This is a genomic window from Flavobacterium sp., assembly GCF_031381455.1.
In the GTDB taxonomy this organism is placed as follows: domain Bacteria; phylum Bacteroidota; class Bacteroidia; order Flavobacteriales; family Flavobacteriaceae; genus Flavobacterium.
In genome coordinates this window covers 40,568-56,922 of the sequence record NZ_JANMXZ010000032.1, presented here as the reverse complement: position 1 = coordinate 56,922, position 16,355 = coordinate 40,568, and the positions used below count along the sequence as shown (strand labels likewise).

The window sequence follows — 16,355 nt, the reverse complement described above, 5'->3', positions numbered from 1 at the left end:
ATCATTAATGAATAAAGCTTTGAAATTAAAAATCATAACCAAGACAGTGATATTGCTTTTTATCACTGTCTTTGCTATGGCGCAAAATAAAAGTTTGAAAAGAGTTGAAACCACTTTTGAAGATTTAGACTTCAAAGAAAGAATAACTGGTTTGCAAAAAATAAACCTAAACCAATTATCTAATGATGATAAGGCTCTTTTTTATCTTTTATATGGTCATGCTTATTATAAAAATAGTAATGGAGCCAAGGCACTACCCTATTTTATGAAAGCCAAAGACATTTATAAAACACAAAAAAATTATGATAAGGTTATCGACATTAACCTTATCATAGTCGAAATGAAAGGGCTAACCGACTACAAATACAATGATTACAAATACCTGATTGATGAAGCTATTGATTATGCTACAAAAAGAAATAACATTCCTTTATTGTGCAAAACCTATAAAGAAATCGGCAATAATTTATTCGATTCTGATCCATTAAAAGCAATAGACTATTATCAAAAAGCTATACTTGAAAGTAAAAAAATTAAAGACTCTTTATTTGAAGCTAGGATAAACTCAAATATTGGCTTGGTTTACACTGAAAAAATTCATGACTTTAAATTAGCACGGAAATATAATGCTTTAGCTTATGAGTATCTTAAAAACCACAATTCGAGTTTTTATTTTTCCATATATTATATTAATCAAGCAGATATTTTTTTAAAGGAAAAAAAATATGATTCAGCCATGGTGATGTATCATAAAGCGGATGCTTTAAAGATAAAAGATAATAATACAAATACTCGAATCATGTTGTATGGTCTTATGTCCGACTTATATAAAGAGATGAAAGATTATAAAAAAGCTTTAGAATATACTGACAAGCTAAAGGTTTATCAAAGCATAAATGATGATAACCTGCAAGTAAAAGCCATAAGAGATATTGATGCTAAATACCAAACCAAAGAACACAAAGATGAAATAGCTTGGTTAAAAAGTCTTACTAAAAAAGGCGGAGCGGTAATTATTTTTTTGATAGTCCTTTTAATTTTAATCGTTTTGGGATACAAAAACCTTAGCAAAAAGAAAAAAATTGTAGAGCAGGAAAAACTAATCGAAACCCAAAAACTTGAAAATGTCCTTCAGGAACAAGAGCTTCACGAAATAGACAAATTACTTGAAGGGCAAGAAAAAGAACGCATCAAAATAGCCAATGACTTGCACGATAATTTGGGAAGTTTATTGGCCACACTCAAACTCAATTTTCAAAACCTAAAAAAACAAGATATAAACAACGATGATTCTGATAATTTGTTTAATAAAACCGACGAATTGATAGAAGAAGCTTATCAAAAAGTACGCACCATTGCCCATACCAAAAATGCAGGCGTAATTGCCAATCAAGGCTTGCTACCAGCTGTTAAAAATATTGCCAGAAAAATGAATATTCCGGGCAAACTTACCGTTGAAGTTATTCCGTTTGGACTTGAAGAACGTTTAGAAAACACGCTTGAGGTAACCATTTTTAGAATGATACAGGAATTACTTACCAATGCCATCAAACATGCTAATGCCACAGAAATCAGTATACATCTTACCCAACATGATGATAGCTTAAACATCATTATAGAAGATAATGGTGATGGATTTAATTCTAAAAAAGTAGATAAGAAAGATGGCATGGGATTAGCCAACATTGAAAAAAAAGTGGAACAAATGGGAGGCGTTTTTACTATTGATAGTAAAGAAAAAAGAGGTACTTCTATTTTAATTGATATACCCTTATGATAACACTAGCAATTGCCGAAGACCATCAAGCATTAATTGATGGCATGAAGTTATTTTTTAAAGACGAAGCAGATATCATGATTGTGGGCGAAGCCAATGATGGCGAAGAGCTTATTGAATTGGTAAAAAACAAAAGACCAAGCTTAGTCATTACTGATATACGCATGCCAAAATGCGATGGCATTACAGCAACCCGAATCATCAAAAACCAATTTCCAGAAACAAAAGTTATCGCTTTTAGCATGTTTGACCAGGAAGAAGCCATCGAACAAATGAAAACCGCTGGAGCTTCGGGTTATATTATGAAAAATTCCTCATTGCAAACCGTACTTGACGCAATTAGAACCGTTGCCCGAAATGAAACTTTTTTTGACGATGCCATTACTGCGAAAGATTCTCAGACTAAAGAAGCGATTATCTTAAGTTCGCGCGAAAAAGAAATTCTTCGATTGGTGGGTGAAGGTAAATCTTCTCAGGAAATAGCCGATGCCTTAAACATAGGAAAATCAACAGTTGACACCCATCGTAAGAACATTATAAAGAAGTTCAATATTACCGGAAAAAACGATTTTTTGCGATTTGCGGTAGAACGAAAATACGATTTCTAACTCCAAAAAGCACTTTTTAAAATAATTGAAAAATCCCCACTAGTGGGGATTTTTTTGTGCTTTTCAATTTCGAACTTTGAACTGTTATACAGTCATATACTATAACAAAGTGGGTTAAGTTAGAAATCCTGCCCTGAAAATCTCATAGTGGTATTTGAAATTTGAAAAAGGGCAGGTTTTTTTAAATTAATAAGGTCAAAAGAATGGAAAAATTATAGTATGAAACTTCCAAAAATAAACCTAACTGTTGATGAACAAAACGTGCTGATTAAATCCAAGAGAACAGTAATCATAATCATCAAAGTTCTTTTAGCTTGGTGTGTGATAGTCATATGTTATCAGCTTTACTTGATGATGAAAAATTAATTTTTAATTACAAAAACCATGAGAATTCTAAAAATTGATAACAAAAACATACTAACAACAACTGATAAAACATTAAACATTATTATCAGAATCCTTTTAATATGTAGCGTAATTTTGGTAGGATGCGAACTGTATATACTACTGAAATTATAAATAAAATTTCCTTTCAATCCTCTTGCTTTTAATTCGGGACGATTACTACTGTATGAGGGAATGTAAGGAAAAACTAAAAACACACAACTAAAAAACTAGAAATCATGAGTTGGAACAAAGTAGAATACAATTGTAGAGCCATATATGAATACCAATTCATTAATGGAACCAAACCAATGGAACGAAAAATTTTGATACAAGTCATAGCCGAAGAGTTTCCTGAATTACCTCGAGTGCGAATTGCTTATGCAGTTGACAGATGCATCAATACCGTGGCTGCTCCTATGAGTCCAAGTACCTTTTTGACTTTTGTACAAAGTTATTTGAGATAGTTCTCTAATATGTTAGTGGTGAACTCCCACTTCAACCACAATAACCTAGAACTATTTTGAGCCCAAAAAACATTCGAAAACTCGTAATTCATTCCGCTTTACGCTCAGGTCATATTTCGAAATTAATTATATTTGTTGAAAATATAATCAAATGCAACACATTATCGACCGCTTTGTAAGCTACGTCACTATCGATACCGAATCAGATCCAAATTCTGATACTACTCCAAGCACTAAAAAACAATTTGATCTTGCTAACAAACTGGCAAAAGAACTAAAAACCATCGGTCTAAAAGAAGTCACTATTGACAAACATGGTTATATCATGGCGACTTTACCTTCTAATGTTGACCATGAAGTTCCAACAATTGGTTTCATTTCCCACTTTGATACGACTCCTGATTTCACGGGTAAAGATGTAAAACCACAAATAATTCCCAACTATGATGGTGGCGATATTGTTTTAAACAAAGAACAAAACATTGTTTTATCTCCGAATTATTTCAAAGATTTATTACTATACAAAGGGCAAACGTTAATCACAACTAACGGTTTGACACTTCTTGGTGCCGATGACAAAGCCGGTATCACCGAGATTGTAACCGCTATGGAATATTTAGTCAACAATCCACAAATCAAACACGGAAAAATTCGTGTGGGCTTCACTCCTGATGAAGAAATTGGTCGTGGTGCTGATTTATTTGATGTGAAAAAATTTGGCGCCGATTGGGCTTACACTATGGATGGCAGTCAGATTGGCGAATTAGAGTATGAAAACTTTAATGCTGCTGGTGTCAAAATTATCTTCAAAGGGAAAAGCGTCCATCCGGGTTATGCCAAAGGAAAAATGATAAACTCAATGCTTATTGCGAACAATTTCATCAATGAATTGCCAAAGCATGAAACTCCACAGGAGACTAAAGGTTACGAAGGTTTCTTTCATGTAACCGGAATTTCGGGAAGCATCGAGGAAACCAAAGTGGATTTAATCATTCGTGACCACGACATGAAAAAATTCAAAAAACGCAAAGAGTTAGTTCATGATATTACCATGAAATTCAACAAAAAATTCGCAAAACAATTCGGTGAAGATATTGTAATCACGACTATCAAAGATCAATATTACAACATGAAGGAAAAGGTTGAACCGGTAATGTTTATTGTTGATTTAGCTGAAAAAGCCATGAAATCATTAGACATCAAACCGTTAATCAAACCTATTCGTGGCGGAACTGATGGTTGCCGATTATCGTATATGGGTTTACCGTGCCCAAATATCTTTGCTGGTGGACACAACTTCCACGGAAAATATGAATATGTTCCGGTAGAAAGCATGCAAAAAGCAATTGATATCATTATCAAAATCGCTGAACTTACTGCTACTACTGATTTTTCTATAAAAAAAGAGAAAAAAGGAAAAAAGAAGAAATAGTGATTAGTAACTAGTAATAAGTGATTAGCCATGACAGAAAAAAAAACTTGGGATAAAGTCAATCAATGGGGCGAAGAACTTACTCTATTGCGCGAAATCATTCAAAAAACCGAGTTGATAGAAACCAATAAATGGGGCGGAGAAATCTACACTATCAACAACAAAAACGTGATAGGTATTGGCGGTTTCAAAAACTATTTTACTATTTGGTTTTGGAATGGTGTATTTCTGAAAGACGAAGCTAAAGTTTTAGTTAATGCCAACGAAGGTGTAACCAAAGGATTGCGCCAATGGCGTTTTATTTCGGCGGCTGATATTAATGAGAAATTGGTTTTACACTATATCAACGAGGCAATTGCCAACGAAAAAGCTGGTCTTTCTATAAAACCCGAAAAGAAAGAAGCAATGCAATGTAATTTCTTTGAAAATGAACTCAATAAAGATTCAAAGTTGAAGGCTGCTTTTGAAAAATTCAGTCCATATAAACAAAAGGAGTTTTGGGAATTTATGGCAACATCCAAACAAGAAAAAACCAAAGTCACCCGACTTGAAAAAATCAGATCTATGATTATGGAAGGTATGGGTTTGAATGAAAAATACAGAAAATAATACCTTCAATTCATGAAAAATAGCTTTTTTATTGTGCGCAAAAACAAGATGAAAACTATTTTCTTTTTGCTCGCAATCTGCTATTTGATTTTTTGTCAATCGTGTATGAAGATGCGAATGACACCTAAGGAAACCGAAACCTTTTTTACTCAATCTAAAACAAATTATGTTGATTCTTCTAAAGAAATAGAGGGGTACACTATTCACTATATCGAAACCGGAAATAAAAATGCCAGTACTTTATTCTTTGTACATGGTTCGCCCGGAAGTTGGGATGCTTACAAGGACTATCTAAAAGACAGCTTGCTACTATCCAAATTTCGAATGATTGCTGTTGACCGAATTGGATTTGGATACAGCAATTTTGGCAAAGCAGAAAACTTAAAAACACAAAGCAATATTATTGAGAAATTCACAAAACAAATAGCCAACGGTAAACCAATTTATCTAATCGGACATTCATTAGGCGGACCAACAATTGTTGAAATGGCTGCCGAAAAACCAAATGATTATGCAACCTTGATTATTATTGCTGGCTCTATTGACCCAAAAGCCGAAACTCCTGAAAACTGGCGTGCTATAATCAAAGTAAAACCCATTCGATATATAATTCCGGGTGCGCTTCGTCCTGCCAATGATGAATTGTGGTGGCTGAAAAGTGATTTGTATGATTTGAAACCAAAACTTCAAAATATCACTTCGAAGGTGATTATCATTCATGGCACCAAAGACCAACTGGTTCCATATAGTAACGTTGCGTTTATGAGTCGTGAATTTGTTAATACGAAATCGCTTGATATCATTTCTATCAAAGATGCCAATCATTTTATTCCGTGGACACATTTCAAAGAAATACGGGATATTCTTTATAAATTGGAATAAAAATAGAATACTTTCGCAATCTTTTCGTGATAACTTCAAACGAGATTTGCTTCATAATAAATATTAACATTTTAAAAAAACATTATTATGAAAAAATCAAATCTCTTTTTAACAGGATTAACATTGTGTTTATTTACTTTAAATGGATGTCAAGAAGACTCAACAACAGACAACACTATTGCTAGTAAAGCACAAAATAATACTGGTGCTGTTTATGTAATGGATAATGCAACCAGCGGAAACAATATCCTGGTTTACAATCGAAGCTCAGATGGTCAACTTACCGCAGCTGGAGTATTCCCAACAGGAGGGCTAGGTTCGGGTGGAGGACTAGGTTCTCAAGGTTCATTGATTATAGACGAAGATTATCTTTATGCTTGCAATGCTGGAAGCAATGAAATTTCAGTCTTACATATTTCAAAATCTGGATTAACTTTAGTTGATAAAATTTCGTCAAACGGAATTAGACCTGTGAGTGTTACTACACATGATAACTTACTATATGTATTAAACGCTGGAGGAACCGGAAACATTAGTGGTTTTACAATTTCAGACACCCATCATTTGTACCAAATCCAAAATGCTATAAAACCATTGAGCAGTTCAAGTTCCGGTGCTGCACAGATTCAATTTAATGAGTCGGGAAGCCAGTTGGTAGTTACGGAAAAAGCAACTAATAGTATTTTAACTTATACCGTTTCCATTTCTGGTTTACCTAGTGATGCTGTAGTATATCCTTCAGTAGGAGCAACTCCTTTTGGTTTCGAATTTGGAAAAAACAATACGCTTATTGTTTCCGATGCATTTGGTGGTGCAGCTGGTCTTAGCGCGCTGACTTCCTACTCGTTAAACGACAATGGAAATTTAAATCTTATAACTGGTCCCGTTGGAAATGGTCAAGCTGCTGCATGTTGGGTTGTTGTCACCAATAATGGACGTTTTTGTTACACAACAAATACGGCAAGTGGAAATATTTCTGGTTATAGTATTACCAATTCAGGCGCATTAGAATTAATTGATAATAATGGAATAAATGCTCTAACTGATGCGGGACCAATTGATATGTACTTGAGTCGTGATTCAAAATATCTTTATACATTGAATACAAACGGACATTCAATTAGTATGTTTCGTATAAATAATAACGGAGGGCTTACATCACTTGGAAATATTTCAGGATTATTGGCTGGTGCAGTAGGAATGGCAGCTGAATAGTTGGACCGTTTCAACAAAAAATGAGAAAGAATAAAAGGCAGTTTCAAAATATTGTACTGCCTTTTTAAATAACTTTAGTTTTAATATGTAGATTTGAATTATACTTATTTCAGCAACTATAAAGATGAAAAATATTTTAATAATTGAAGATGATTTGTCTATTATTGAATTAGTTACCATTCACCTAAAAGATATTCATTGCCAAACAACCAAAGCCAATACTGGATTTGAGGGATTGCTTTTGGCAGTTAAAAATAAGTATGATTTGATTATTCTTGATATAATGTTACCCGATATTGATGGAATTGAAATTTGCAAACGAATAAGAGCTGATAAAAATTTCACACCAATTATGATGTTAACAGCACGAAGTGAAGAAATTGATAAAATAATAGGTCTAGAAACTGGTGCTGACGATTATTTGACAAAACCATTTAGCATTCGAGAATTTATTGCACGAGTAAAAGCAATTATCCGGCGGTCAGAAATTGACAGTAATGAAAAGAATATTTCAAATGAAATACTTATCCATGACCAATTATCTATTGACCCACAAAAAAGAAAAGTAATACTCGATAAAACTAAAGTAGAACTTACTCCCAAAGAATTTGATTTACTCTATTTATTCATGTCAAATCCCGGAAAAAATTATTCCCGGGAAAATTTATTAAATCAAGTTTGGGGTTATGAATTTTCTGGATACGAACATACTGTCAATTCACACATTAACAGATTAAGAACTAAAATTGAAACCAATTTAGCTGAACCAAAATATATTATAACAACTTGGGGTGTTGGCTATCGATTTACAGATGAAATGAAATAACTATGAATAAAAAAAACTTTAATAGTTTGTTTTGGAAAATTTCTGCAGTATTTTTTATACTACTGGCAGTTGTTGGTTGCATGTACATTTATATTAGTATTGATTACTCAAATAAATATTTAGACCAAGTAAATCAGCGATTAAATCACGATACTGCCAAAAACATCGTAGAAAATTCCACTCCTTTCTATAATGGTGAAGTAATCAAACCTGCATTGGAGGAAATGTTTCACCACGTAAGAGCAATAAATCCAAGCTTAGAAGTATATTTAGTTGATCCAAAAGGGAAAATAATTGCTTGGTATCCGCCAGAAAGAAAAATTTCTTTGAGTGCTATTAATTTAAAACCAGTTCTTGAATTTATCAATGATAGTACAAATAAATTAATCAAAGGTGATGATCCACTGTATACAAATACAAAAAAGGTGTTTTCTGCTTCACCACTTACAATGAACAATATGCTGTATGCATACATCTATGTAGTTTTAACAAGTGAGAAACATCAAGCTGCCTCTGACTCTCTTTTTAGTAATTATATGATGGAGATAAGTTCGCGAACAATGCTCATTACTCTACTGGCGACTTTTTTTATAGGTTTATTAATCATCCGAGTAATCACAAATAATTATTCTAAAATAATTACGGTAATGCAAAAATTCCGGCAAGGAGATTTAACTGCTCGTGTACAATTACAATCAACTGGCGATGAAAAACAACTAGGAGAAATGTTCAACGAAATGGCCGATATATTAACTACAAATATTGACAAACTCAAACAAGTAGAAAACTTAAGGCGTGAACTTATTGCCAATGTTTCTCATGATTTACGAACTCCAATTGCAATTATAAGAGGTTATGTGGAAACATTGCAAATGAAAGAAGAAACAATTACGGCTGAAGAACGGAAAAGTTATATAAATACTGTTCGCGAAAGTGCCGAAAAATTAGAAAAATTAGTAAATGAGCTTTTTGAATTATCAAAATTAGAGGCCAATCAAGTTCATGCAAAAAAAGAACCCTTTATAATTAGTGAATTAGTTAGTGACATTATCAACAAATATCAACTAATTGCAAAAACAAAAAACATATCCATTAGCACCGACTTGTCAAAGGAATTACCACCAGTGTATGCCGATGTTTCTTTAATTGAACGTGTGATGCAAAATCTAATTGATAATGCTATGAAATTTACCCCAGAAGGTGGAAAAATTATTATAAAAACAGTGAAAAGTGGTGAGGACAATGCAGAAATAATCGTTTCGGACAACGGAATTGGAATTCCCGAAAACCAACGTGAACAAATATTTGCGAGATATTACAAAGCAAATAATTTCACAGATTTAAAAAATAGTACAGGGCTTGGATTAGCTATTGCAAAAAAAATTCTTGACCTTCATAATTCTACTCTTGATTTGGTAAGTGTAGAAAATTCGGGAAGCTCTTTTAATTTTAAACTCAAATTTTATAACATGAATTAATAAAAATAAAACATAAAAAATCCCAAGCTCTTTAGATTTGGGATTTTTTTTAGACTGTCTTAATACTTAATTCTTGATACTTAATACTTCTAAGCTTTCTTATTCAACGCTGCTGTTAACTCTAACGAAATAGCAGAACGCTCAATTTTAAGTTTTCCTGACATGGTTTCAATTACTGCTGAAGTATCTGTCAACTCAGCAATTTTTCCGTGAAAACCACTTTTAGTAATGATTTTATCACCTACTTTTAAACCGGCTTCGAATTGTTTTTCTTGTTTTATTTTCTTTTGTTGTGGTCTAATCATAAAGAAATACATAACCACAATGATTAATAAAAAGAACGGTAATTGACCTAATTGTCCCATAATAATAAATTTAATTTTGAATTAATCCTCTTCCTGTTTTTTGAATTTTATTTTCGCTTTGAAATTCTTTGACCAAATTGTCTAAAATTCCGTTGATAAAAATACTGCTTTTTGGTGTTGAATATTCTTTTGCTAATTCCAAATATTCGTTGATAGTCACTTTGACCGGAATTGATGGGAATTTTAAAAACTCACAGATTGCCATTTTCAAAATGATAGTATCAATTTCTGCAATTCTATCGGCATCCCAATTTGGTGTTTTGTCGATGTATTCTTTTGCCAATTCTACTTCGTTAAGAACCGTTTTTCTGAACAACAAACTCACAAATTCCTGATCTTCCTGATCTTTGTACAATTTGGTTACTCTAAATTCAGTGGCTTCTGAAATTTGCTTCAACTGTTTCTGAATTTGAGTATTCACTAGCGGAATATCATCAACCCATGTCAATTTATTGTCTTCCAGATATTCGTATAATTTCTCATTTGGAGCAATCAGTTCGGTAAACATATCCACTACAAATTCTTTATCTTCTTCAAAAGAACTTTTCTTAGTGCTCATGTAGTTGCGATACAATGCGCTTTGTTTGATTTCGTTGAGTAAAATCAAAATATAATCATCGTTCATCGACCAATTATTGATTTTTCTTTTTTCTAAAGCAATACTCAACGAGTTGTTTTCCTCCAATAATTGAAGAACTGCATTGTTGACAAATTTTCTGTTGGGATTTTTTTCCTCCGGTGTAGCTAAATGTTTTTTGCTAGAAGCTTCTAAAAAGACAACTTCTTTTTTTCTGATTTCAATCAGTGAAGACATCATGATTAAATACAAATCCTGAATACTATCGATACTGTGAAGCAAAAATTTCTCTTCTTTTTCAATATCATCAGAACTTTTTTGATGTAATGCATAAATGGATTGCATTACTTTTACTCGAATATGTCTTCTGTTTAACACCTGTAAGAACTTTTTAAAATTAACAAAGCGAAAGAAAATCTTTCGCTTTGCAAAAATAGTAATTATTTTATTTTGAAACGGCTTTATTTAGCAGCGTTTTCTTTTTTTCTTTCGGCAATTCTGTTTTCAGCAATTTGCATCGCTGCTTGTTGCGTTGTCAAATTATTATTATCCGCAAAACTGAAAATCTCAAGCGTTGTATTATAGATGTTTTCTGTTTTTCTGATTGCTTCACCTTCGGCGTACTTAACCAATTCGCCATAAACATTGATGATTCCACCAGCATTTATCAGGAAATCCGGTGCATAAGTAATGCCTCTTTCTCTTAAAATTGGTCCGTGAATAGCTTCAACTGCTAACTGATTATTGGCTGCACCCGCAATTACTTTGGCTTTAATTTTATAAATCGTATCGTCATTGATTGTTGCACCTAAAGCACAAGGCGAATAAATATCAACATCCGCAGCATATAAATCAGCTCCGGTGAAAATTTTGGCACCATATTTCGCTGCCATATTTTCCATTTTGTCTTGGTGAATATCCGATACAAAAACAATTGCTCCTTCTTTTGTCAAATGGCTAATCAATGTTTCTCCAACATGACCGTTTCCTTGTACCAAGACTTTTTTTCCGGCCAAGTTATCTGAACCAAACTGATATTTGGCTGCAGCTTTCATTCCCATATAAACGCCATAAGCCGTTACCGGAGAAGGATTACCTGAACCTCCTTTTTCTATAGAAATTCCAGTAACAAATTTCGTTACTTCGTGAATTCTGTCCATATCTTCTGTAGTCGTTCCAACATCTTCTGCAGTGATATATTTTCCGCTTAGTGAATTTACAAACTGACCAAAACGCGTAATCATCTCTGGAGTTTTATCGGTATTAGCATCGCCAATAATTACGGCTTTTCCACCACCAAGATTCAAACCTGTTATGGCAGATTTATAAGTCATTCCGCGTGAAAGACGCAAAACATCATTCAAAGCTTCCCATTCATTTGCATAATTCCACATTCTTGTACCGCCAAGTGCTGGTCCCATAACTGTATTATGGATTCCAATAATTGCTTTTAATCCTGTATCTTTGTCATTACAAAAAACAATTTGTTCGTGATTATCAAAAGATAGCTGACCAAAAACAGGATCCATTTTTTTAAGCTCTGCCGGTGTAGTGATTTCTGATGTCATTTTGTAAATGTATTAATTAAGGATTTTTAAAAAAGTCTGTGCAAAATTAACGCATTATTCAATAAAATTCATTAAAATCAGAAATAATTGGTGATTTGTTAATAAAATTGATTTAAATCAAGAATATAATAATTTAAGTATTTTTAGCATTTTAACAAAAAATAGATTTCAAAATCCAGATTTGCTTATTTTCAATGAAAGAACTTCAGTATTTAAACAAATATTTTGTCAAATATAAATTCCATTTTTTATTAGGAATTATTATCACAATTGTAGCACAAATTTTTTCACTCTTCACGCCAAAGCTCATTAGCAAATCTTTTAAAGTCATTGAAGATTTTCACAAAAACAATTTGAGTAATGAAGTCGTTAAAACAGAATTAATTCATAATATTCTTTGGATTATTGGCACCACTTTGATTGCTGGCGTTTTAACATTCCTGATGCGACAGACGCTGATTGTAATGTCGCGGCATGTTGAGTATGATTTGAAGAATGAAGTGTTTAAACATTATGAAGTTCTGGACCAGAATTTTTATAAACGCAACCGAACCGGCGATTTGATGAACCGCATCAGTGAAGACGTTGGAAAAGTCCGAATGTATGTTGGTCCAGCTGTAATGTATACTATCAATACATTTATCCGGTTTACAGTTGTCATTATATATATGTATAACGTCTCGCCTCGACTGACATTATATACTATTTTGCCGTTGCCAATACTTTCATTTATTATTTTCAGATTAAGCAAGGAAATCAATAAACGAAGTACTATTTTCCAACAATATTTATCGAAAGTTTCGAGTTTTACACAGGAAATATTTTCCGGAATTCGTGTGGTAAAAGCCTATGCTTTGGAAAATCAATATCAAAACAACTTGGAAGATTTGGCCAAAGAAAGCAAATCCAAAAGCATGAGTTTAGCCGGAGTTCAATCGCTTTTTGGACCATTAATGTTGGCTTTAATTGGAGTTAGCAATTTGGTTGTGATTTATTTTGGCGGAATGATGTACATCGACGGAACCATAAAAAGCATTGGAACTATTGCCGAATTTATTTTGTATGTCAATATGTTAATTTGGCCCGTGGCTTCTATTGGCTGGGTTTCTTCATTGGTTCAGGAAGCTGAAGCTTCGCAAAAAAGGATTAATGAATTTCTGAAAATTGAACCCGAAATTAAAAACAAAACCATAGAAAAAACAAATATTCATGGTACTATCGAATTCCGAAATGTGACTTTCACTTATGAAGATACAGAAATTACTGCGTTGCAAAACATTTCATTTACCGTAAAAAAGGGAGAAACTTTAGCTATTTTAGGAAAAACAGGTTCCGGAAAATCGAGCATTTTATCATTGATTACCCGAATGTATGATATCAAACAAGGAACAATTACTATCGATGGCAAAAAGATAGATGAAGTCAATTTAAATGACTTGCGAAACAGTATTGGCATTGTACCGCAAGATGCTTTTCTTTTTTCGGACACTATTAAAAACAACATCAAATTCGGAAAAGAAAATGCCACAGACGAAGAAGTAATTGATGCTGCAAAAAAAGCGGTAGTTCATGACAATATTGTTCATTTCAAAAATCAATACGAAACCATTTTGGGAGAACGCGGTATTACACTTTCCGGCGGTCAAAAACAACGTGTTTCTATTGCGCGAGCGATTATCAAAAATCCTGAAATACTATTGTTTGATGATTGTCTTTCGGCTGTTGACACCGAAACCGAAGAACAAATTTTGAATAATTTATTAGAAATTTCCAAAGACAAAACTACCATTATTGTCAGCCACAGAGTTTCTTCCGCTAAAAACGCAGACAAGATTATCATTATTGACGAAGGACAAATCATTCAAGAAGGCACTCATAATCAATTAGTAAACCAAGACGGCTATTATTCCGAACTATATGCGAAACAACTTTCAGAAAAAGAATTAAACTAAATGTTGTTTGGTAACAAAAAATTTACCATTTTTGAACTGTATAGAAACACTACTAATTGACCGAAAGAATATGAGAGAAAATGATATGTTAGAAAAAGATGAGATTTTTTCTAAAGTTTTAAGAGCTGGTAGAAGAACTTATTTCTTCGATGTGAGAGCAACAAAAGCTGATGATTACTACATAACCATTACAGAAAGTAAAAAGTTTACAGAAGAAGATGGTTCTTTTCACTTCAAAAAACACAAAATTTATTTATACAAAGAAGACTTCGCAGCTTTCTCTGAAATTTTAGAAGAAATGACCGCTTATGTTTTGAACCACAAAGGCGAAGAAGTAATCTCTGAAAGACATCAAAAAGATTTCAAAAGAGAATACCAACAGGAAACTGAAACTGTGGAAGAAAAACCAGCTTCGGAAAAAAGTTTCACTGATGTCGATTTTGATGATATTTAAAAAAAGTATTTAGGCATTAGCCAAAAGGGATAAGTCCAAAGCTGAAAAGTTTTGGACTTCTTTTTATCCAATCCTCAAACCATTCTCCACTTTCAAATCCGAACTCAGCAAAACAATATCATCTTCGTTTACCGAACCCAAAACCAAACATTCACTCATGAAATTGCCGATTTGTTTCTTCGGGAAATTCACAACAGCAACAATTTGCTTTCCAACTAAATCTTCTTTTGCGTAACGTTTTGTAATTTGTGCAGAAGATTTTTTAATTCCGATTTCGGTTCCAAAATCTATCGTCAATTGATAGGCTGGTTTTCTGGCTTGTGGAAAATCATTGGCTTCTAAAATGGTACCAATTCGTATTTCTACTTTTTCAAAATCGCTCCAAGAAAGGGTTTGTTCCATAAAAATTGGGTTTGCATCGTTTTTATATAGTTTAAATGTAGTAAAAACATTTTATTTTATTAATTTTAAGAAATTATAAACTACATAACCTAATAAACCTCGTTTTCTTTATGAAAATAGCACTTTTTACTAATGAATTTCCACCTAACATTTATGGCGGTGCTGGAGTTCATATTGATTTTCTAAGTCAGGAATTAGCCAAATTGGGCACTGTTGAAGTACGCTGTTTTGGAAATCAAGAGGAACATCTAACATCAATGAACGTTTTAGGCATTCAATCTTCATTAACCAAAATGGAAGATGAAACCAATCCGCATATCAAAATGTTTCATAATTCGAGTAAAAATGTAGAAATGTCGCAACATACTCTGCAAGCTGATGTTGTTCATTGCCACACTTGGTACACGCATTTGGCCGGAATATTTTCACGCGAATTGTTGCAATCGCCTTTAATTCTGACTACACATAGTTTAGAAACGCATCGCCCATGGAAAGTAGAACAATTAGGCAATGGCTATTTTCTTTCCCGGTGGATAGAAAATCACGCTTACAATACTGCAGATGGTGTAATTGCTGTTAGCCAACAAATGAAAACAGATGTTGTTGAAGCTTATGGCATAAATCCTGAAAAAGTAACCGTCATTCACAATGGCATTGATCCTGAATTTTACAAACCAACTTTTGATAATCAGTTATTAGAAGAACACGGGATAAATCCAGCGATTCCATTTGTGCTTTTTGTGGGTAGAATTACGCGTCAGAAAGGAATCTCACAATTGATTTCGGCGGCGAAATATTTTAATAAAGATTGTCAAATTGTATTGTGTGCAGGAGCACCTGATACACCGGAAATAGCTAAAGAAACAGAAGAACTTATTGCTGATTTAAAATCGCAACGCGACGGAATAATTTTAATCTCAGAAATGCTCCCGCGCGAAAAGGTCAAAGTCCTATACAGTCATGCCCGGGTTTTTGCCTGTCCATCGCTTTATGAACCTTTTGGCATTATCAATTTGGAAGCATTATCATGCGAAACTCCCGTTGTTGGAAGTGCCGTTGGCGGAATTCCTGAAATAATTCAAGAAGGAAAAACTGGTTACTTAATCGAACTGGAAAGTGTTTCGAGAACCGATTTTAATCCAAAAAATCATGAAGCATTTCAAAAGAGTTTTGCAGCAAAAGTCAATCTTTTATTAGATGATGAAAATCTGGCAAACCAAATGGGAAAAGCAGGAAGAGAAAGCGTTTTAGAAAAATTCAGTTGGGAATCGATTGCAAAAACTACTTTCAACTATTATCAGGAAGTCATTGCCCGATTTGAAAAAGAAAAAGCATAAATAATAAAATCAATAATTTTAT

16 protein-coding genes are annotated in these 16,355 nt (G+C 33.2%); 12 read left to right on the top strand and 4 right to left on the bottom strand.

Translation table 11 applies throughout. The features are described from left to right. The first annotated feature begins 76 nt into the window (after positions 1-76). The 9 genes from RMN97_RS07850 (at position 77) to RMN97_RS07810 (ending at position 9,678) form a co-directional block, all read left to right on the top strand. Positions 77-1,777: a sensor histidine kinase gene (locus RMN97_RS07850; protein WP_309613969.1), complete on the top strand. Its 1,701-nt coding sequence runs from the start codon at positions 77-79 to the stop codon at positions 1,775-1,777. Next, on the top strand, positions 1,774-2,385 hold the full coding sequence (locus RMN97_RS07845) for a response regulator transcription factor (protein WP_309613968.1): 612 nt from the start codon (positions 1,774-1,776) through the stop codon (positions 2,383-2,385). The genes RMN97_RS07850 and RMN97_RS07845 overlap by 4 nt, the downstream gene beginning before the upstream one ends. Before the next feature lie 623 nt (positions 2,386-3,008). Beyond that, on the top strand, positions 3,009-3,236 hold the full coding sequence (locus tag RMN97_RS07840) for a hypothetical protein (protein WP_309613967.1): 228 nt from the start codon (positions 3,009-3,011) through the stop codon (positions 3,234-3,236). A gap of 151 nt (positions 3,237-3,387) precedes the next feature. Continuing rightward, positions 3,388-4,668 (top strand): peptidase T, encoded by a 1,281-nt coding sequence (pepT, locus tag RMN97_RS07835; protein ID WP_309613966.1) that lies wholly within the window; start codon positions 3,388-3,390, stop codon positions 4,666-4,668. Between the two features lie 30 nt (positions 4,669-4,698). Continuing rightward, positions 4,699-5,277, top strand: a complete 579-nt coding sequence (locus RMN97_RS07830) for a DUF1801 domain-containing protein (RefSeq protein ID WP_309613965.1) — start codon at positions 4,699-4,701, stop codon at positions 5,275-5,277. 111 nt (positions 5,278-5,388) lie between these two features. After that, complete coding sequence (locus RMN97_RS07825) at positions 5,389-6,159, top strand: alpha/beta hydrolase (protein ID WP_309613964.1); 771 nt, start codon at positions 5,389-5,391, stop codon at positions 6,157-6,159. An 87-nt stretch (positions 6,160-6,246) separates the two neighbouring features. Continuing rightward, a complete protein-coding gene (locus RMN97_RS07820; RefSeq protein ID WP_309613963.1) occupies positions 6,247-7,374 on the top strand; it encodes a beta-propeller fold lactonase family protein in 1,128 nt (375 codons plus the stop codon). A 124-nt stretch (positions 7,375-7,498) separates the two neighbouring features. Then, positions 7,499-8,200, top strand: a complete 702-nt coding sequence (locus RMN97_RS07815) for a response regulator transcription factor (protein ID WP_309613962.1) — start codon at positions 7,499-7,501, stop codon at positions 8,198-8,200. 2 nt (positions 8,201-8,202) lie between these two features. Further along, positions 8,203-9,678 carry a HAMP domain-containing sensor histidine kinase gene (locus RMN97_RS07810; protein ID WP_309613961.1) on the top strand — a complete coding sequence of 492 codons (1,476 nt, stop codon included), beginning with the start codon at positions 8,203-8,205 and terminating at the stop codon, positions 9,676-9,678. Positions 9,679-9,767: 89 nt separating this feature from the next. On the opposite strand, the gene yajC is transcribed toward RMN97_RS07810, so the two are convergent. The 3 genes from yajC to RMN97_RS07795 form a co-directional block, all read right to left on the bottom strand. Next, complete coding sequence (gene yajC / locus RMN97_RS07805) at positions 9,768-10,043, bottom strand: preprotein translocase subunit YajC (RefSeq protein ID WP_309613960.1); 276 nt, start codon at positions 10,041-10,043, stop codon at positions 9,768-9,770. Positions 10,044-10,053: 10 nt separating this feature from the next. After that, on the bottom strand, positions 10,054-10,965 hold the full coding sequence (gene nusB / locus RMN97_RS07800; protein ID WP_309613959.1) for a transcription antitermination factor NusB: 912 nt from the start codon (positions 10,963-10,965) through the stop codon (positions 10,054-10,056). A gap of 116 nt (positions 10,966-11,081) precedes the next feature. Beyond that, positions 11,082-12,188 (bottom strand): Glu/Leu/Phe/Val dehydrogenase, encoded by a 1,107-nt coding sequence (locus RMN97_RS07795; RefSeq protein WP_309613958.1) that lies wholly within the window; start codon positions 12,186-12,188, stop codon positions 11,082-11,084. A gap of 194 nt (positions 12,189-12,382) precedes the next feature. On the opposite strand from RMN97_RS07795, the gene RMN97_RS07790 reads away from it, so the two are divergent. Both RMN97_RS07790 and RMN97_RS07785 read left to right on the top strand, forming a co-directional pair. Continuing rightward, positions 12,383-14,140 (top strand): ABC transporter ATP-binding protein, encoded by a 1,758-nt coding sequence (locus RMN97_RS07790; protein WP_309613957.1) that lies wholly within the window; start codon positions 12,383-12,385, stop codon positions 14,138-14,140. A gap of 70 nt (positions 14,141-14,210) precedes the next feature. Further along, entirely contained in the window at positions 14,211-14,594 is a 384-nt protein-coding gene (locus RMN97_RS07785; protein ID WP_309614008.1) for a PUR family DNA/RNA-binding protein, read from the top strand. Positions 14,595-14,657: 63 nt separating this feature from the next. Here RMN97_RS07785 and RMN97_RS07780 read toward each other — a convergent pair whose 3' ends face one another. Beyond that, positions 14,658-14,996 (bottom strand): tRNA-binding protein, encoded by a 339-nt coding sequence (locus RMN97_RS07780; RefSeq protein ID WP_309613956.1) that lies wholly within the window; start codon positions 14,994-14,996, stop codon positions 14,658-14,660. A gap of 110 nt (positions 14,997-15,106) precedes the next feature. Between RMN97_RS07780 and glgA the strand changes: the two genes are divergently transcribed. After that, positions 15,107-16,333 carry a glycogen synthase gene (gene glgA / locus RMN97_RS07775; RefSeq protein ID WP_309613955.1) on the top strand — a complete coding sequence of 409 codons (1,227 nt, stop codon included), beginning with the start codon at positions 15,107-15,109 and terminating at the stop codon, positions 16,331-16,333. The last annotated feature ends 22 nt before the right edge of the window (positions 16,334-16,355 follow it).